Here is an 18,407-nt window from a genome sequence, read left to right on the forward strand (position 1 = left end):
TGAACCCCACCCCACCTGATCGAGGGCACCGCCATGAGTATCCCAGTTCCGCACAACCCTAACGCCGCCCTGGGGGCCATTCGCCAGGCGATCAAGGCCGTGGCGGAGGCCTTCGATGAGCGCGAGCTGGAGGGGCGGTTGCGCCTGGCCGATGACCTGATTATCGACTGCTGGGGCCGGGCGGGTCGCTGAGGATGATTTTCCCGACCTCAAGCTTGAACTGGCGCTGACCGCCCGTAAGCGCCTGCAGCAGCTACGCCCGTAATCCGCCGTCGACCAGTTCGAGGAATTCGCTCGGCCGTTGCATGCCGGCCCGCAACACCACACCACGCCACAGGGAAAAGGACACGATATGAAAATTAAAACTGGCGGTTCCAGCGTCACAATCAACGGTCAAATCTTTACCGGAGGCACCATCAGCGTCACTGGCGACAGAATAGTGATCGACGGTGTTGAGTGCGGTGATAGCTTGATCGGGCCTATCAGTGTCGTCGTCAACGGCAACGCCGAGTCGGTCGAAACCACTTCCGGGAACATCGAGGTCACAGGCTCAGCTGGTCGAATCAAAACCATGAGTGGTGACGTTCATTGTGCGGATGTTTCCGGCGACGTAGGCACCATGTCCGGTGATGTCATTTGCCAGAAAATTGCAGGCAATGCCAAAACCATGTCGGGTGACATCAAGGGTGTGGGTCGCTGATCCAGACAAGAAGGAAAACGAACATGGCCGCTCACCCAACACCTGGTGAAGCACGCGTTTGGCAGCACGGAATAAAGTTTGACACACAGGAATAAAGTTTGACACAAGGCTCAAAACCCCGTGTTTACGGGGGTTTGCGGCTTAGGTGGTTAGGATATATTGCGAGGAAGTTTTCCACGCTTCTCACGAGAGCGGACCAGGAAGCCTTTCGCCGTGACCGCTCGGCCGCGCTTTGTTTTCCTATTACATTCGGATTGGGTGGGTTAGAAGGAACCATTTGCTGCTTGTGTCAAACTATATTCAGAGCCTCCAAGCATGGGAAAGACCATGAAAAAGATTCTTGTTGCGTGTGCCTGCTTTGTCTCACTGGCAGTGCATGCCGCTGCGGCTCAGATTGTGCCGGAGCGCGTAGTGATGGTGGGCGACCATTCTGCCCCAAGCAACGGGGATCAGCTCGCTTTCGAGGGCGCCAAGGGGTGCATCTACACAGGCACTGTGGATGGCCAACGGCTGGAGGTAATCGACCGGGAAATCTGCCCCGGCGTCACAACTATGGTGACTCTGGTTGTTCCCCTGGATCGCAAATCCGGTTTCACCGAGACACTGACTAGCAACATCTTTACTGAATGGCTCACGGAGTCGAGCCGGAACTATTACCTGTTCCCGATGAAAGCGGCAGGTGATACCCAGTCCCCCACCATGAATTGATCGCGGAAACCGTGACCATGGTCACCCAATCGATTATGTCGCGGCTCGCTTCCAGTCCTGTTTGAGTAATGAGGCCCCCCCGTCATGACGCAATTCATCGCAACTGAACACAAATTGGCTCGCCTATGGGTCGAGGCCTGCGGCAAGAGCTTGGGGATCGAGCGTGCAGAGGCCGCAGCAATGTATGCAAACCTGTGCGGTTTCCGAACTTGGGATGCAGTTACCAGCGCGATAGGGAATAGGCAGCCCAGTGTTCCAGACGAGCAACTAGAGGTACCCGAGTTGATGGCTCGACGGAATAGCTATATCGCTGTGATGATTGATGTTTTTGCGCTCAACCCAGCGATGGCCATCCATCTGGCTGCTAACCTCAGTCCTTCCAGCGCCAAAGTGCCCAAGCCCATATCCATCGACCGGAATACCTTGCATTCTCCGGTCGAAGACGATGATTTGAGCCTCTATGTGCCGGGCTTTGATGATCCTCGGGTATCTGATGCCATGCTCAAAGATTTGCTCGGAGGTGCGCCAGGCCTCGAAGGCATCAATCTGAATAACTTAACCGACCGTCTGCGCATTTCTCATCCGGTTGAACCAGGGGTTTTCTGGGACTTCTACAGCGATCAGGGCTTCGACCTGATCGAGGATACCTATGTCGAAGATTATGAATACGGTGCTCCATCGTTCTTCATGCCGTGTAGCAGTGAAATATCCGAGAGCGAAAAGGTGCCGGTCTTCCTGACCAGCCTTGCTTACATGCCGCTAGATCATCATGACAAGATGGCAGATGAGGTCCGTCGAGTGATGCTGGAGAGCGCCAAAGCGAGCACTGGTGCGGATACCCTGCTCCTCTGCTGGGGCCATTTGCAGCAAAAAGAATTTGGGGGCAAGCGGTTCACCTACGCTGGCCAAATTCATCACAAGGGGACTTGGCGCGATCTGCTCCTGAACAGATCGCTCGACTCCTTCGAGAAGATGCTTCACGCAGCAACCGCTCTACTGGACATTAACGAGCCAGGGCCGGAGTTTCAGGACAAAGGCTCGGAATGCACGATTCGCTTCTTTATGGTGCAGACCCAGTGCGAGTCCAGCGCGGAGTTCTTCCAAAAATACACGGTGAACAGCATCGGAAACCCCAGCGGATGGTCAATTGGGATGATTGGTAGCAAGTCCGAGTAGGCATCAAGGAAACCGAGCCATGTTTGAAGTCCCGTTTGAAGAAATGGCCGCCACGGTCTTCGTCGAAGAAGGCGCGGCAGGCATGGCTTACATGTTCGGAGCCGCGGACGTGCAGCCCGGCGAGAACAAGCTTCGCTGTGCAGAGGGGCTTGCGTTGATTCGCATACTGGATCCACTCCAAGCAGGAGTACCGAAACACCTGCACAAAAAGTGGCGACCATTTTGCGAAACAGTCTGTCTTGAACTAAGTCATAGGAAAGCGACCATGACACAACTGATCGGGGCTACGCGCAACCGCGGATCACATACCAAGCTTCAGAATCGGAGAGGACAATGTTCACTTATGGCCTTTTGAAGAACCATGCCGGGATCGTTCTTTGTGGTGATTATTCCTCACTCAAATCTCTCCACGAAGTCGTACACGTAGTTAACGAAAAGTCGATGCTCCTTGAGGACAAAGAGAGCTGGTTCCTAGGCTTGGCCTTTGATGTCAGAAAAGCTTACGAAAAGCAGCGCCAGATCTTTCAACCTCCGGCGCACTTTCCTGAAAAGGGTGTCCGTTACGGGGTTGAGATTCTCTGGCCTGTTGTACTCCTCCAATGCAGCATGCTGCGTGCGTCGCTCCAAACATTCGATAACACGAAACTAGAACAGGCAATGACCTACGCGCTGGAGTACATCGTATTAGCCGCGCTGGAAGATGACTTTGGTGTTCAAGCGAAAGCAATTATTGAAAGCTGGCAACGAATTGATTGCCGTCATCCGCATCCAGGACAAAAGTTAGATAGCCGTGGTGCGGTTTTCTGTAGCTGGTCAAAGAAGCAGCGTAAAGAAAGACTAGCAGGCTTGCTTGCCAGCTTAGATCCTATGTACCCCACGCTGTTCCCCATTTGGGAGCGTAATGGGGCAAAGCATTTGATAGCCCCCGACATACTGGATTCCTACGAAGATGCAGAGTGGGTAGACCCGAAGTGGTGAGGCTATTTGCAGCATTGCTCAGGACACGTATGAAATCGCCCTGCCCTACCAGCCCGCCTAGTCGCGGACTTTTGCAGTCAGCATGACCATTCTTTGGAATGTAAACTTATCTATAAAATAGACAATAAAAACAAATAGTTATTGTAATTTTTTGCGCAAGGTTAAATTGTGATCTAAGGTTGATTATTATTTACCTGTTGGGTATGTAAACAATGAACCCTTATAGAATCAAGCTTGTGCGGTTCGATAGTGGTGAACGGTTCCCCATCCTTTGTACTCGGCAAGATGGTATGCCCGTACACAGTGCCACGCTTTGGGCTCTTGCAGAGTTAAGAGCAACTAACTTGTCAGTGAACACTCTCCATCAAGCACTTCGCTCTCTGATGGTTTTGTTTATTACTTTGGACAAATTAAAAATAGATTTGTATGCCCGGTTGCGTGACGGCCAAATTCTAACTGCAGGAGATATAGAAGCTGTTGTTGGTGCGTGTAAGTTACCAATATCAGCCAGCGTTGAGGAGCAATGTGGGGATGGTATGTTTACATGGCCATGTTATACGGGGGGTGAGATTTCAAAAGAAATTAATCCTCCCACTATTGCCATACGGCTTTTGTACATAATCCGATACCTCAACTGGGCCGTTACCGATTACTTGCTAAAAATAGGGGCTGGGCACCCACACTTCTCTGGTTTAGAAAAGTTACGCGAGAGAGTATCCGCATCCATAAAAGCTCGCATCCCTTCAGTACGCCGCTTTTCAAATGTTGCCCCTCGCGAGGGGCTAGACGAGCAAGCGTTATCGCTGCTGCAAAAGATCGTTGATCCGAAATTTGAGAATAATCCTTGGTTGCATGGCGGTGTGCGGTATCGAAACTACATAATGATTCGCTGGTTGTTGTCCTTGGGCGTGCGGCGAGCTGAGTTGCTTGGTGTAAAAATTTCGGATGTTAACTTTCAAACCAATGAGGTTCTAATTTCCAGAAGGGCAGATGATCCTGCGGATCCCCGATTGAGACAACCAAATACTAAAACTAGCGGTCGCTTATTGTCGTTAGATACAGAGTTGGCGGAACTCACTCGGTCGTATGTAATGTCCGTGCGTCGTAATATCGCAGGCGCGCGAAGGCATGAATATCTTTGGGTGGCCGACGGGACCGGTAAGCCGCTGAGTCTTGCTGGGCTAAATAAAATCTTCGTTACCCTTCGACAAAACTGTCCGGAATTGCCGGCAAATCTATGCCCTCATCTTCTTCGCCATACGTGGAATTATCTCTTTTCGGAGGAAGTCGATAGAAGTAATGTTTCACCGGACTTGGAGAAGAAGTTGCGATCGCGCCTGATGGGATGGTCTGAGGCATCTGGGATGGCGGCTGTATATAACCAGCGCCACATCAAGAAAAAGGCCACCGCTGTATCCTTGCAACTGCAAAAACAATTGCGTCTGGGGGGGCATTCGGATGAGTAGAAGTCCAGAGATAGACCTCGTAATCCCTAGACGTGATGTCTGTTCGTCACTCCCCTCAGTAGTTCGGAGCAAAGGCGGAGTTGTGTTTGACCCTAACCAGCCAATTTGGTCGTATAGAGACGGCGTGCACTCGGTTTACATGAATTTCTCTGGGCTGAATTTTTCCCTCGTGCTCCTGGCTTCAGTTCGCCTTACGTTGATTTGGTTTGCTGAAAATAGAGCGCCGAGCACCCTGATGGGGCATTTTATAGGTTTGAAAGCGTTTGCTTTGCGAATGCAGGAGCGGTGTATTGAACCGTTAGAGTTGATCAGCGGAAATGACGTATTGATACATTGCGATGCCAATGACTTTCGAACACGCAATTTCTTTGCTTTTTTGCGCCGATGGCATGCAATGGGGCTGCCAGGTATTCACGGTGATGTTACGCACGTCCTAGACATGAAAAAGCTTCGAAAACGAGAAACTGGGATTGCCGTGTTGACGTGGGACCCCGAGTTGGGCCCCTTTACGGAAATTGAGCAAGTAGGTATTCAAGATGCCTTGAATGACGCTTATGGGGCGGGACTTTTGTCTGAGGAAATTTACCTACTGGGATGGTTGTTTATTGCGTTGGGTTCCCGCCCAATTCAATTGGCGGCCTTGAAGGTTTGTGATGTGGTGTGCTCTGTGGCTGCGGATGGGACAGAGTCTTTTATTTTGCGCATTCCGCGTGCGAAGCAACAAAACCAATCGATACGTCAGGAGCTAAAGCCAAGAGCGCTAGTTCATCAAATTGGCCGGCCTCTGTTTGATTACGCTCAACGCGTAAGTGAAAGTTTTGTTGGAGAGCTTCCAGACACCCAGCAGGCACCCCTGTTTCCTTTACCCCGGCAGTCACAGTATCGGGCGGATGTACCAGGATGGGGCAGGTTCCATCGTACCAGTGAAAATATAAGAAATCTTTTAGTGTCTGGGTTGAAGAAACTTTCCGTTCGATCTGAGCGGACAGGGGCCGTAATTAATATCTGTGCCCTGCGCTTTCGGCGCACTTTAGGGACAAATCTTGCGCGGGAAGGCCATGGGGTGTTGGTCATCGCGGACTTGCTTGATCATTCGCGGACAGACTCTGCTGGGGTCTATGTCGCCGCTACACCAGAGCTTGCGATGCGCATTGAAAAGGCGACAGCACTGTACATGGCGCCACTAGCTCAAGCCTTTAAAGGTCAACTGATAGCTCATGAGGGCAGTGCTGTCCGTGGGGCAGACCGTTCCAGCCGAATTATTGATCTGCGTATCGATCAAAGCGCACGGCCGATGGGATCTTGTGGAAGCTTTAGTTTCTGTGGATTGAATGCTCCCGTGGCCTGTTACACGTGTCAATGTTTTCAACCTTGGCTGGATGGACCGCATGAGGCGGTCCTGGATTTCTTGCTTGAGGACGCTAAACGCTATTCGGACGCGCGTATTGCGGCGGTCAATGATCGAACGTTGCTCGCAGTGGCAGAGGTGATTCGACTATGCCGCACCAGAAAGGAGCAGACTCTTGGACGATAGGATTATTCTGTTCAAGCCCCGAGCAGAACAGGCGGCTGAGGAAAACCTTAGAGACTTCATTAGTCTAGCCAGAGATTCTCTGACTGCCTTTGGTAGTGGGCTGATATTTGATGCAGACAGTTGGGACGTCACCAATTTTGTTCGATTGAAGCGACGTAATTCTCGTTCAAGTATCCGATTTTATGGCTTCCCCAGTGGGCGAGGGCAAAAGGACTCTTGTTGTTTACCGCAGCCTTTCAAAGACTTTGCCAAAGCCTACTGTCGTTATGACTATGCGATGTGTGCTTATACAACCGTAAGTTCACGATTGGCCGCGCTCCGCTCCTTGGCTGTAGCTTTGGAAGAAACGGAAGGTTGCGTCACGCCTATCAAGGCAGGGCTGGGGCACTTTAATCGCGCGTGTGCAATACTCAATGAGCGTTACCAAGCCTCTGCCGCTTTTTTTGCCGGCGTTGAACTCAAACGCATCTCGCAGTTTCTAGTTGAGCATAGACTCTGCGCGATGCCTCTACAGTGGCAAAATCCGCTTCGCTCGCCAACAACATTTGAACGTCGCGTGGGCCCGGAGTTTGATGCATCGCGCCAGGCACGTCTGCCCTCGCCGAGCTCGTTAGAAGCGATTGCCGAAATCTTCAGAACCGCCGAGAAGCCAAATGATGTCTTCACCTCCAGTGTGTGTGCATTGCTAGCGTCGGCACCGAGTCGCATTAATGAGGTGCTATCTATTTCAAACCAATGCGAAGTCGAGGAATTCGATCCAAAAACAAATCAACAATTATATGGATTGCGCTGGATGCCTTCAAAGGGTGGAAAGGCACAAGTCAAATGGGTGGTGCAATCAATGGCCAGTGTTGCTCGTGAGGCAGTGAGTAAACTCAGAGCTATTTCTGCACCTGCGCGAGAAGTGGCTCGGTGGTACGAGCAGTATCCTAACGCGATATATTTACCCATTGAGTTGGAGGCGCTCCGAGGGACGTCGTTAATTAGTCCAGAGCAAGTGAGTGCGATTGTTTTTCTCAATCCGCTGCCCAATGGTAATCAAGTCGAGCGCGGGTCAGGATGGTGCAGGAAGCAAGGGATCGTTGAGCACATTCCGTATGACCCTCAGCATAAAAATGCCCCTAGGTTCTTGTTCGCGGACGTTGAGCGAGTGATCACATCGATGCTGCCACTAAACTTTCCGATGGCGGACCAGAAGAACAACCTAAAGTACAGTGAAACGCTTTGTTTGACGCGCCTCAATGAGTTAACCGAGGCCTGGGGAACGTACCGTGGGGTAATTGTATTACCAGACACTAGTTATATTCAGAAGCAATTGTCCAGTCAGCGAAGGTCTCTCAATATTTTTGACCGCTTCGATTATAGTGAGCCTGATGGCAGTCCAATGAAAATTACGACGCATCAATTTCGCCATTTTTTGAATACCATAGCGCAGATGGGCGGATTATCACAACTCGACATAGCTAAGTGGAGCGGTCGCGCCAAGGTTGGACAGAATAGCTGCTATGACCATCAATCTGACAGGGATGTGCTGGCACTCGCCAGATCAGCTTTAGGTGATCCGGAAAAGTCGGCCGGGCATGTCGCGAGTATTCCACCCAATAGTTTGATTGCACGGGATCAATTTGCAGCACTGAAGATCGTGACCGCCCATACAACAGACCTGGGATATTGCCTGCACGATTTTTCCATGCTGCCTTGTCAGCTTTATCGTGATTGCCTTAATTGTGATGAGCATGTGTGCATCAAAGGTGATGGGGTTAGAGAGCAGGCTATTCGTCAGCATCGTCAGGAAACCCAGGTCCTCCTTGCGAAAGCCTTAGAAGCACTGGGCGAAGAGGAGTTTGGTGCCAACCGTTGGGTCGAACACCAGACGCTGACCTTAAAACGATTGGATGAACTGCATGCGATTTTTGAGGACCCTTCCGTTGCGGCGAACGCGATTATCCAGCCGAGTGGAGTAGTACCCGCGTCGAGATTGGAACAATTACTGGCGCATCATAAAATTGTGAAGGCGCGTGAACTTCAATCCTCGGCCATTGATGATCCAAATGTGCAACGCATAGAGTCTGAGGAGCAGTGATGTCTCGTTCGAGAAACCTTACCCCTAGCGCTATAGAGCAGATCGTGTCGATCCTTGATGGCTGGTCAGGAAAATTGACTTGGGAACTGTTAATCCAAAGTGTCGCACGCCGTTTGCGGGTGACCTATACACGTCAGGCGCTTCATAAACATGAGCGGATTAGGCGTGCTTTCTCTCTACGTAAAAAAACACTTCTCGTTTCGGCTGAGCAGAAGAAGGCCATAAACCCAGAGTCTCAAGCGACAAACGAGCGGATCGCACGTTTGGAAGGCGAGAATCAACGGCTGCAAATGGAGAATGATCGACTGCTCGAACAGTTCGTGAGGTGGGCGTATAACGCATATAGCCGAGGCCTGGATGAGCAGTTTCTTTCCCGCCCTTTGCCTACGATCAATCGTCAGCAGACACGGTAGGTAGCTTCACCGAGATGAGCGCGGTGAGATGAGTGCGGTGGCTAGGAGGAGAAAGTACTCCCCCCACCATGGCCTCACCTTTACGGGCGGACTCGTAATCGTCGGGCGCGCTCCTGAAACGCGGTGTTACCGCCTTCCAGAATTTCACATACCGCTTTGCGCACTTCCAAACTCTCCAGGCCGCTTGGTACATAGGAGATATCTGATGCAGCGACAGCTTGTCGCGAAAGTACGTCCGCCGAATTTTCCCCAACATTTCCATGCTGATCACCCTGTGTTCTCCTGCTCGGAAAGCGAGCAGAAGCAGTTGAACATCTGGATCAGTTTTCAGTCGGCAGAACAGCCTTTACTGGGTCAGTTTTCGGTCAGCGGCAACACCCTTACCGACTGACAAAGATGTAATCCACAGATCACCCGAGAGACAGGTGCTGCCCCCTAAGATTCAGTCACACCAAATCGGAGTGACGAACATGAAAGCTCTCAACGGCATTGCCGCCTTACTAATTCTGATCGCTTCCACGGCCGCGATGGCTGAGGGCGGGTCCGACCGCCTGCACGGGAAGATGATTCAGGCGAATGAGCAGGCCATGCGCGCATACGCAGCCTCCATCGGTAAAAATCCCCCTGAGGTAGTCCACTACCGCTACGGCATGGAGCTCGATGTAGCAAAAGTGATTGCTGTGACCTCGAACCGGGGAAGCTGTGATGTGATGCCTGCGCAAATGACCTATGAAGACTCGACAGGCAAACTCAACATTCTCGAATACCGTGCAGCTGGCATCAATTGCCGCGGACAGAACTGAGATCTTGGACGCTATCCAAACGAAAACGGCGCCTTTAAAAGCGCCGTTTGCGTTGGGAATACGTCGATCAGTGGCCTGGATACTCAGCAACCACTTCATCCTGCCCGGTCTTGTTGAGAGCGATGACCTGGTATGCATGAGTGACACCATCCACTTCCCGATGAACATCAATCGTGGTCGGCACGGCTGCGTAGACTGGTGGCAGCGCGATGAATGTCGCGAGGGCGGCCAACCTGAGAAAGCGGCTGTTAGCCTTCATGGGTGTGTACCTTTCCATCTTTGTGTGTGTGCGTCTTCGAGCTTGGCTTGGAATGCTGATCGGATTCGGTAGCATCATGATGGCCGCCCTCAGACTCGTGACCCTCGGAGTCTGCCGAGTGTGAGTGATGAGCCTCTGACTGCTCCATATCGTGGTGCCCAGCCTCTGAGGAAACCTTGCCATGATGGTCTGGGTCATTGCCGCCATGCTGGCCCTCATGGTTGTGCATCTCACTTTCCCCACCACCGTGCTGGTGGCCGCCACTGGTTGTTACCAGGGCCTTGTACTGCTCTGCGTTCATCTGCGGCATTTGCTCGAGGAAAGCGACAATACCCCAGATGTACTGATCACCCATGCTCTTGCCCCAAGCGGGCATGCCGGTAGCCTTGATACCGTGTTTAATGGTCCAGAAGGCAGCTGCGGGGTCATCGCTTAAACCAATCTTGGCAAGATTGGGCGGTGCCGGATAAAGCGCTTGGCTGAGCTCGGTTTTTTCCAACCCAGGCGCGAGGTGGCAGCCAATGCACATAGCATTGTAGTTACCGGCACCAGTACGGATAAGGGTTTCATCCTTCAGGTTCGGGACCTCTATGTCCCGTGCGCGCACTTCAATAGAGCGATCCCGCGCCATGGCGAGGAAAGCATGCACGGCAGGGAAGTGAGGATCATCAGCACCGACGTTGACCAGGCCAAAATACGCGGCCCCCAACGCCGCCGCACTACCCACGGCGCCTGCTGCTACCAACGTTGTAATTGTTCTCTTCATGTCAGGCTCTCAAAACCACATCCGAATGCCGGCAACGAAACGTGCTTCATCTACATCCCCGCCTTCATCGCGAATCAGGTCTGCTGTTTTGCCATAGGAGCGGTTCCAGGTTACGCCGATGTAGGGTGCGAACTGACGCACGATCTCATACCGTAAGCGCAGGCCGACTTCGGTGTTTGCCAGGCCAGAACCCACTCCGCGCTCGGGATCGTTTTTGCCATAAAAATTAGCTTCAGCGGTTGGCTGCAAGATCAGGCGATTGGTCAGGAGAATGTCGTATTCGCCCTCCAACCGAGCAGCTGTCTGGCCATTCTCACCGATGAACGCTGTGGCTTCGGCCTCGAAGTCATAGAGCGCCATGCCCTGGATACCAAAAGCTCCCCATGTCTGAGGAGATCCTGGTTGGAAGTCTTGGCGCACCCCAGCGACCACATCCCACCATGGGCTAATGGATCGCCCATACAGAAGCTGCAACTCAGCGTCTTCGGTGACGCCGTTCGTCCGCTCTCCTTCGGAGCGGATCCACAGCCGGTTGATATCGCTGCCAACCCATCCAGAAGCTTCCCAAGCCAGCGCGCTTCCTTCGTCTGCATCCTGGTACTCAAGCTTATCTAGCAGGAAGAAGCTGTTGATCGCGCTGTCGTGCATCTGATGCCCGCCCAACGGAGGAAAGGCAGCTTGGCGATCAGCATCCGTCAGCGCAGGTATCGGAGTACGGCTAGTCGTCGTTGGGGCATCAGAGCCATTGTTCATCATTGAGTGATCCATGGCCCCATGGTCCATCCCCTGCATGCTGCCATGATCCATCTTGCTATGGTCCATGTGCGCAGGTTTGGCCGCAGGTTGACTGTGTTTCATCTTGCTGTGATCAATGGGCGCGGGTTTCTTCTGCTGCTTGCTCGCGCCCATCTGAGCGTGGTCCATGCCTGGCATCGGGTCAGCAGAAGGGGCGGAATCCATTTCCATGGCCCCGTGCCCCATTGCCGAATGGTCCATCTCCTCAGCAGCAAAGCTGGGTGCAGCACCCAGCATGCTGAATGAAACAGTCAATGCCAGCAGCGATGGTCGTGCCAGGCTATTGGTCATCTTTCCCTGCCTTAGCTTTATCGCTGCCATGCGATTCCATCATTTTGCTGTGATCCATACCTTCCATCGACCCATGGTCCATACCTTTCATGGTGTCGTGGTCCATACCCTTCATGGAACCATGATCCATACCCTTCATCGAGTCATGATCCATGCCCTGAGAGCCCTTCGATTTCGCGGCATCGGCAGACTTCTGGGTGTGCTGTTCATGGTTGTCGCTGGACCACGACGAAGGAGCATAAACAGCAAACAGACCAGCCATCGCAGCAGAGAGGAAAAAGGCGTTTCGCTTTATTGGTTTGCTCATCTTGGATCTCCAGTTCATTCGTCCACGCGGACTTCTCGGAACATGCCCATTTCCATATGGAACAGTAGGTGGCAGTGGTAGGCCCAACGGCCCAAAGCATCCGCAGTTACTCGGTAACTTCGTTTTGAGCCTGGAGGCATGTCGATGGTGTGTTTTCGAACCATGAAATTACCGTCCTCATCTTCCAGATCGCTCCACATTCCGTGGAGGTGGATGGGGTGAGTCATCATGGTGTCGTTGACCAATGTGATTCGCAGACGCTCGCCATATTTGAGGCGCAGGGGTTCAGCATCGGAGAATTTAACGCCGTCAAAGGACCAGGAGAACTTCTCCATATGGCCTGTGAGATGCAGTTCGATGGTGCGCCCTGGTTCACGTCCATCTGGATCAATGAACGTGCTTCGCAGATCCGCATAGGTCAGGACACGTCGTCCATTGTTGCGCAGGCCGATTCCCGGATCGTCCAACTTAGGCGTTGGACTCATAGTCTGCATGTCGACCAAGGGGTTATTAGTTTCTGAGGCTGGGTGAGACTGCATGGCGCCGCCCATGTCTCCCATGCTGCCATGGTCCATGCCAGCCATCTTGCTGTGGTCCATACCGGCCATGCTGCCATGGTCCATCCCAGCCATTTTGCTGTGGTCCATACCGGCCATGCTGCCATGGTCCATCCCAGCCATTTTGCTGTGGTCCATACCGGCCATGCTGCCTTGGTCCATTCCAACCATGCTGCCGTGATCCATACCCATATCGCTCATTGAAATGAGAGGGCGAGGATCAACTGCCGGAACTGCAGCTTGCATACCTTCGCGAACGGCTAAAGTGCCTCTGGAGTAGCCTGTACGATCCATGGATTGAGCAAAAATGGTGTAAGCCTGCTCGCTTTCGGGCTCGACGATGACATCGTAGGTTTCGGCAACGGCGATGCGGAACTCGTCGACTGCAACGGGTTTGACATGTTGCCCATCCGCTGCGACTACCGTCATCTTAAGGCCGGGAATTCGCACATCGAAATACGTCATGGCCGAGCCGTTGATGAAGCGCAGGCGGATTTTTTCGCCCGGCTTGAACACGCCCGTCCAGTTACCGTCCGGGGCCTGGCCGTTCATCAGGTAGGTGTAGGTGTAGCCACTCACGTCAGCGAGGTCTGTAGGGCTCATTTTCATTTCAGCCCACATTTTCCGATCGGCCACCGCAGCCGACCATCCCATCTCGCCTACGTCGTTGACGAAGTCGCCCACGGTGCGCTTGTGGTAGTTGTAGTAGTCAGACTGCTTCTTGAGCTTGGACAGAACCCTGGCAGGATTCTCGTCAGTCCAATCGCTAAGCATGACCACATAATCGCGATCATAGGTGAATGGCTCTGGCTCCTTGGCATCAATGACTAGGGCACCGTACACCCCGACCTGCTCCTGGAGTCCAGAGTGGCTGTGGTACCAGTAGGTACCGTTCTGATGGACCTTGAACTTGTACTCATACATGCCATCGGGTGCGATGCCATGAAAGCTCAGACCAGGCACACCATCCATGTTCGCCGGCAGGATGATGCCGTGCCAATGGATAGAAGTGTCCTGCTTTAAGCGGTTACGTACTCGGAGTGTGACAGTGTCTCCTTCACGCCACCGAAGGATCGGCCCCGGCAGCGAACCGTTGATTGCCATGGCTGTGCGAGTTGCTCCGGTGATATTGACCGGCAACTCACCGATGTAGAGATCAAAATCGGTGCCTGTCAGAACATTCGGTTGGCCAGGGCTAGTCACAGCCCAGACCGGCGCGCGCCACATGCCCAGTCCACCCAGTAATCCAGTAGCGGCCAGGCCTTTGACGAAAGATCGTCTCGTGGTTTTGCTTTGCATGCCGTAGTGTCCAGTCAGTCAGATAGTTCGCTGATATCCGGGTCGCTTGGTCGCAGGCCCGGCTTCCTTGGGGATCCCACAAGTCTTAGGGACTTGCTCGAAAGCGCAAGCCACAGTGGGAGAAAGCGATTTGAAACTGCCACATAAAAGATTCCCGAGTGATTACATTTCCGTAAGCTCGGATCAGCAGTTCTCATGCTGCCCGTGTTTATGGCCCTGGCTTGCCACCGGCGCCTTGTCGGTCTTCTGCTGTGCGAGCTGATACGCCTCTGTTGCGGTCTGGCGGGCAGCCTCCATTTTCGCAAAGGTACGGTCGCCACCACCTTCAGCCAGAGCGACGCCGGCCATTCCAAAAGTGATAACCATTACGAGTGCTTTGATCGAGTTCATCTGGTGTTCCTCGGCGGATTACTGTGCGGCCCATGGAGTTCAGGCTTAGGGTCACATTAGCCAGGCTGCGCTTTCAGAAAGCTGAGCTCGGCATTACAGTTTCGTCAGCTTCATGCGGCCCCCAAAAAACGGCGCCGTGTGGGCGCCGATAGGCCAAAGGAGCAGAAGGGGAGCGGCCACGAATCCAGGGTTATGGATGACACTCCTTGTCCGCCATCATCAATTTGTGTTCACGAACCATTTGATCGAGTACGTCATCAACCATCTTGTCGTGTTTCTCCATCCACGCCAGGTGATCTTCTTTGGACATACCCGCTTTGGGGTGATCTTGGTGCAATTGGCCCATCAGGTCCTGAAGCATGGTCATGTGCTCTTTCATATGCACATGTCGCTGGCCGGGCTCAGCTTTTTCCGCCCTCATCAGAACCGCTTCGGCTTTGTCGCGAAGCTGCTGCATCCGCTCTATTGCCCGATCGCTCCCACCTTCAGCAAAAACGGCCGACGACAGCAGCATAGATGTAGCCACAAGCAAAAGTCTGATCGATTTCACGGGACTATCTCCATCAGGGGGGTTGAAGCAATTGCTACCGATAACGGCAGGCGTGACTGCATCGCCCGTCTTCAATGACCGTAGACGGCAGGCCCTGACAGCTGGCTGATACCAACATTACTTTTACGTCAGCTTCTGGTTAGCTCACTTTTTTGCTGCACACTGGGTGTGTACACCTTTGGAAGCTGAGCACATGAAACTACTCGTAGCTGAGGATGAACCGAAAACCGGTGCTTACTTGCAACAGGGCCTTGCAGAGGCGGGTTTCACTGTTGACCGGGTCCTCACGGGTACCGATGCCCTTCAACATGCACTCAGCGAAAGCTATGACTTGTTGATACTCGACGTGATGATGCCGGGGCTAGAAGGATGGGAAGTCTTGCGAATGGTCCGCGCAGCCGGCAAAGACGTCCCCGTATTGTTTCTGACTGCCAGGGATGGTGTGGATGATCGAGTGAAGGGCCTTGAGCTGGGAGCCGATGACTACCTGATCAAACCCTTCGCTTTCTCAGAACTGCTGGCTCGGGTGCGGACTTTGCTACGCAGGGGCACCAGCACAGCAGCCCAGACCACCATGAAAATGGCGGATCTTGAGGTAGACCTCCTCAAACGAAGAGCTACTCGAAGTGGCAAGCGAATCGACCTGACCGCTAAAGAGTTTTCGCTTCTGGAGCTTTTGATGCGCCGGCGCGGTGAAGTGCTCCCCAAATCTCTGATTGCTTCCCAGGTGTGGGACATGAACTTCGACAGCGACACCAATGTGATCGAGGTGGCTATAAGACGGCTACGGGCAAAGATCGATGATGACTTTGCCCCTAAGCTGATACATACCGCTCGGGGAATGGGCTACATGATGGATGCACCGGAGTGATTTTGACCCGTTCCTCGCTCGTCAAGCGCCTGACGCTGATGATCATGTTCGCGGTCATCGCTGTTCTTGTGGTCGCAGGCATCAGCTTCAACATGCTGAGCCAGCATCACTTCCGCATGCTCGATGAACAAGCGCTGTCTGAAAAGCTGGAGTCAACAAGACACATCCTGTCAATCCAGGCACCTGGAACGGGAATGGAAGAGCTGAGACCACAACTCCGCGCATTGCTGGGTGCTCATCAGGATCTGACGGCGGAGATTCTGACCTCAGAGGGTGAGGTACTATTTTCAGATCTCAAAGCAGTACAAGTTCCAGATAACTACAAGCGCGCCGACAAGGAAGAGATGTGGGAATGGCAGGACGAATCCCATAATTTCCGTGGTATCACCACTGACGTTGAGATCCTGGGCCAACCAGCTCCCGGAACCGTCATGCTGATGCTGGATATCACCAGCCATGCGCACTTCTTCGAAACCCTGCAACGGTGGTTTGCGATTGGTTTGGTTATCAGTGCGTTGGTCAGTGCTGGTATAGGCTGGCTGGTCGCGAAAAGTGGTCTACGCCCCGTCGAACAGATCACGAAGGTTGCTACGTCCATATCTGCCAGGTCACTTCAAGAGCGCATCCCTCTGGAGCCTGTACCACTCGAACTGCAAACACTGATCTTGTCCTTCAACGGGATGCTTGCACGCCTGGAAGATGCCTTCGTTCGTCTATCCAATTTCTCAGCTGATATCGCGCATGAGCTGCGAACACCTGTCAGTAACCTGTTAACGCACACCGAGGTGGTGCTGACCCGGAAGCGCGACGTCGACGCGTATGAAGAAAACCTGTATTCAAACCTGGAAGATCTGAAGCGAATGTCACGCATGATCGATGACATGCTCTTCCTCGCCAAGTCAGACAACGGCCTCATCATCCCTGAGCAGGTTGACATCCAGCTTCATGACCTCGTTTCCAAGTTATTTGAGTACTACCAGCTGCTGGCGGACGATCGAGGCATACGACTCACGCTTCAAGGGAAAGGTACTATCTCCGGAGACAGGCTCATGATCGATCGAGCTGTATCCAATATTCTCTCCAATGCCGTGCGATACACACCGGACGGAAGCGAGATCTCGGTAGAAATTCAGCAAGCCGCAGACAAAGTAACCCTTACGATCAAAAACGGTGGGGCCACCATTGACCCTCAACACATCAACAAGATTTTTGATCGTTTCTACCGGGCCGACCCGGCAAGGCGAGAGGGGGGGCCTAACAATGCAGGGCTTGGTCTGGCCATTACCCGTTCCATCGTAAAAGCGCATGATGGAAAAGTCTGGTGCACCTCGTCCGAAGGGGTTACAGCATTCAATTTCGTTTTTCCTGCAGCGCACCGGACAGTTCACAATCGCTCGCGTCATTAATGCTAAGTCTGCACATCCACAGTGATGTGTGGCTCGGTCTCGAACGTAGAGCTGTGGTTTCGATTCCCGGTTAAAGATTTCGGCAAGGGAAATTCCCGAATTTGAGCGAGGCCGATGTGCATCTTATTTTCTTTTTGACTGGCGTGAAGCCTTCGAGCATGTGTGTCGTAAATGGCTCAAAACCTCTAGGCGCGCTGCCAAATGTTGATCTGGAATTGTAAACTTTTTCATCAAAATGCCTGATATGTGACGTTAATTCCCACATCAGGTGTAGAAAAATCAGCTATTTTCAATGAGGTGCGGACTTTATTTACAGAATTGGTCCGCATAAATGCAGTACCAGGGCGGGGCTTTTCCGCCACGCCATTTGAATGCGACAGGAGGCCTGATGCCCCCCCCCCCCCGCACACTGAGTCACCAGAACGCTCGCCTACAGCCGATGAGGCGGCGGGTATCGCGTGGTGGAATTGCATTCCCGACGACGAGCGCAGCCAATGGCTTGCCGCGTCAGACACCGAGTCGGTGGCTAACGCTTGGGCAACACGCAAGGCCGCCCAGGCGCTGGAGCCGGCCGATGCGGCGGTCTATCACAACCACCTCTTCTGGTTCGATAAGCTCGCCGAACGGCACCGGGCGGTAGACACTGCTCCGAATGATGTGGACGCCCGTGCGGCGCTGCAGCGCGTGGAGGCGTTACTGGAACTGGAGGCGTCAGAGCGCCAATTGCCGCTACGAGCGTGGCACATCGGCGACGATTTTGTGGTCGTCGCACGTTCTGTTGAACAGGCGCTGGCCGTGGTCGAAGCAGAGGGCGCCGAGCTTCCGGGAGGATGGGCTGATCCGAGGCTGGTGGAAGAGCACATTCCTGATCCTTCGAGCTTGCGGCGTATGAGTTTCGATGATGCGCCGGATGTTATGTTGACCTTCGCTGAAATGCTTCCGCGATTCCGTTTTCCCCGGATTATCTGGGTTTGCCCTTTTGACAACACCTGGACCAATCCGGATTACGACGAATAGATGGGAAATCGACTATGGCTAGCCGCCGTGAGCCCTTC

The 18,407-nt window shown here is 53.1% G+C and carries 22 protein-coding genes; 15 read left to right on the top strand and 7 right to left on the bottom strand.

Features of this window, described 5'->3' with window-relative positions; translation table 11 throughout:
* Positions 1 to 33 precede the first annotated feature (33 nt).
* The 12 genes from CKW37_RS32825 (at position 34) to CKW37_RS21825 (ending at position 9,861) form a co-directional block, all read left to right on the top strand.
* Complete coding sequence (locus tag CKW37_RS32825; protein ID WP_159985297.1) at positions 34 to 192, top strand: hypothetical protein; 159 nt, start codon at positions 34 to 36, stop codon at positions 190 to 192.
* A gap of 160 nt (positions 193 to 352) precedes the next feature.
* Positions 353 to 700 carry a hypothetical protein gene (locus CKW37_RS21785; protein WP_095158328.1) on the top strand — a complete coding sequence of 116 codons (348 nt, stop codon included), beginning with the start codon at positions 353 to 355 and terminating at the stop codon, positions 698 to 700.
* A gap of 327 nt (positions 701 to 1,027) precedes the next feature.
* Positions 1,028 to 1,408, top strand: coding sequence for a hypothetical protein (locus CKW37_RS21790; protein WP_143502085.1), 381 nt, complete (start codon positions 1,028 to 1,030; stop codon positions 1,406 to 1,408).
* Between the two features lie 84 nt (positions 1,409 to 1,492).
* A complete protein-coding gene (locus CKW37_RS21795; RefSeq protein WP_095158330.1) occupies positions 1,493 to 2,584 on the top strand; it encodes a hypothetical protein in 1,092 nt (363 codons plus the stop codon).
* 19 nt (positions 2,585 to 2,603) lie between these two features.
* Complete coding sequence (locus tag CKW37_RS32565) at positions 2,604 to 2,939, top strand: hypothetical protein (protein ID WP_143502087.1); 336 nt, start codon at positions 2,604 to 2,606, stop codon at positions 2,937 to 2,939.
* Complete coding sequence (locus tag CKW37_RS21800; RefSeq protein ID WP_095158331.1) at positions 2,918 to 3,562, top strand: hypothetical protein; 645 nt, start codon at positions 2,918 to 2,920, stop codon at positions 3,560 to 3,562. The genes CKW37_RS32565 and CKW37_RS21800 overlap by 22 nt, the downstream gene beginning before the upstream one ends.
* Positions 3,563 to 3,945: 383 nt before the next feature.
* Positions 3,946 to 5,028 (top strand): site-specific integrase, encoded by a 1,083-nt coding sequence (locus CKW37_RS21805; RefSeq protein WP_159985299.1) that lies wholly within the window; start codon positions 3,946 to 3,948, stop codon positions 5,026 to 5,028.
* A gap of 82 nt (positions 5,029 to 5,110) precedes the next feature.
* Positions 5,111 to 6,562, top strand: coding sequence for a site-specific integrase (locus CKW37_RS32570; protein WP_159985301.1), 1,452 nt, complete (start codon positions 5,111 to 5,113; stop codon positions 6,560 to 6,562).
* Entirely contained in the window at positions 6,552 to 8,645 is a 2,094-nt protein-coding gene (locus CKW37_RS32575) for an integrase (protein WP_143502091.1), read from the top strand. The genes CKW37_RS32570 and CKW37_RS32575 overlap by 11 nt, the downstream gene beginning before the upstream one ends.
* Positions 8,646 to 8,689: 44 nt before the next feature.
* Positions 8,690 to 9,058: a hypothetical protein gene (locus tag CKW37_RS21815; protein ID WP_256587826.1), complete on the top strand. Its 369-nt coding sequence runs from the start codon at positions 8,690 to 8,692 to the stop codon at positions 9,056 to 9,058.
* Between the two features lie 205 nt (positions 9,059 to 9,263).
* Positions 9,264 to 9,449: a hypothetical protein gene (locus tag CKW37_RS21820; RefSeq protein ID WP_095158335.1), complete on the top strand. Its 186-nt coding sequence runs from the start codon at positions 9,264 to 9,266 to the stop codon at positions 9,447 to 9,449.
* 79 nt (positions 9,450 to 9,528) lie between these two features.
* Positions 9,529 to 9,861, top strand: a complete 333-nt coding sequence (locus CKW37_RS21825) for a DUF2790 domain-containing protein (RefSeq protein ID WP_095158336.1) — start codon at positions 9,529 to 9,531, stop codon at positions 9,859 to 9,861.
* A 67-nt stretch (positions 9,862 to 9,928) separates the two neighbouring features.
* Here the strand turns inward: CKW37_RS21825 and CKW37_RS21830 are convergent, their stop codons facing one another.
* The 7 genes from CKW37_RS21830 to CKW37_RS21860 all read right to left on the bottom strand — a co-directional run bounded on the left by CKW37_RS21830 (position 9,929) and on the right by CKW37_RS21860 (position 15,075).
* Positions 9,929 to 10,120 (bottom strand): hypothetical protein, encoded by a 192-nt coding sequence (locus CKW37_RS21830; RefSeq protein ID WP_095158337.1) that lies wholly within the window; start codon positions 10,118 to 10,120, stop codon positions 9,929 to 9,931.
* The gene (locus CKW37_RS21835) at positions 10,110 to 10,886 is read right to left on the bottom strand and encodes a cytochrome c (protein ID WP_095158338.1); all 777 of its coding nucleotides are present in this window, start codon (positions 10,884 to 10,886) and stop codon (positions 10,110 to 10,112) included. The genes CKW37_RS21830 and CKW37_RS21835 overlap by 11 nt, the downstream gene beginning before the upstream one ends.
* Positions 10,887 to 10,895: 9 nt before the next feature.
* The gene (locus CKW37_RS21840; RefSeq protein WP_095158339.1) at positions 10,896 to 11,972 is read right to left on the bottom strand and encodes a copper resistance protein B; all 1,077 of its coding nucleotides are present in this window, start codon (positions 11,970 to 11,972) and stop codon (positions 10,896 to 10,898) included.
* A complete protein-coding gene (locus CKW37_RS21845) occupies positions 11,962 to 12,279 on the bottom strand; it encodes a hypothetical protein (RefSeq protein ID WP_256587827.1) in 318 nt (105 codons plus the stop codon). Before CKW37_RS21845 ends, CKW37_RS21840 begins: the two co-directional genes overlap by 11 nt.
* Before the next feature lie 14 nt (positions 12,280 to 12,293).
* Positions 12,294 to 14,135: a copper resistance system multicopper oxidase gene (locus CKW37_RS21850; protein WP_095158341.1), complete on the bottom strand. Its 1,842-nt coding sequence runs from the start codon at positions 14,133 to 14,135 to the stop codon at positions 12,294 to 12,296.
* A gap of 183 nt (positions 14,136 to 14,318) precedes the next feature.
* Entirely contained in the window at positions 14,319 to 14,525 is a 207-nt protein-coding gene (locus tag CKW37_RS21855) for a co-regulatory protein PtrA N-terminal domain-containing protein (RefSeq protein ID WP_095158342.1), read from the bottom strand.
* 190 nt (positions 14,526 to 14,715) lie between these two features.
* Positions 14,716 to 15,075 carry a co-regulatory protein PtrA N-terminal domain-containing protein gene (locus CKW37_RS21860; protein ID WP_095158343.1) on the bottom strand — a complete coding sequence of 120 codons (360 nt, stop codon included), beginning with the start codon at positions 15,073 to 15,075 and terminating at the stop codon, positions 14,716 to 14,718.
* A gap of 193 nt (positions 15,076 to 15,268) precedes the next feature.
* Between CKW37_RS21860 and CKW37_RS21865 the strand changes: the two genes are divergently transcribed.
* The 3 genes from CKW37_RS21865 (at position 15,269) to CKW37_RS32580 (ending at position 18,369) form a co-directional block, all read left to right on the top strand.
* Positions 15,269 to 15,946 (top strand): heavy metal response regulator transcription factor, encoded by a 678-nt coding sequence (locus CKW37_RS21865; protein WP_010955863.1) that lies wholly within the window; start codon positions 15,269 to 15,271, stop codon positions 15,944 to 15,946.
* Positions 15,946 to 17,352, top strand: coding sequence for a heavy metal sensor histidine kinase (locus tag CKW37_RS21870; RefSeq protein WP_305885285.1), 1,407 nt, complete (start codon positions 15,946 to 15,948; stop codon positions 17,350 to 17,352). The genes CKW37_RS21865 and CKW37_RS21870 overlap by 1 nt, the downstream gene beginning before the upstream one ends.
* A 246-nt stretch (positions 17,353 to 17,598) precedes the next feature.
* A complete protein-coding gene (locus tag CKW37_RS32580; RefSeq protein ID WP_143502093.1) occupies positions 17,599 to 18,369 on the top strand; it encodes a hypothetical protein in 771 nt (256 codons plus the stop codon).
* The last annotated feature ends 38 nt before the right edge of the window (positions 18,370 to 18,407 follow it).

The sequence above is a fragment of the Pseudomonas sp. Irchel 3E13 genome, assembly GCF_900187455.1.
In the GTDB taxonomy this organism is placed as follows: Bacteria; Pseudomonadota; Gammaproteobacteria; order Pseudomonadales; family Pseudomonadaceae; genus Aquipseudomonas.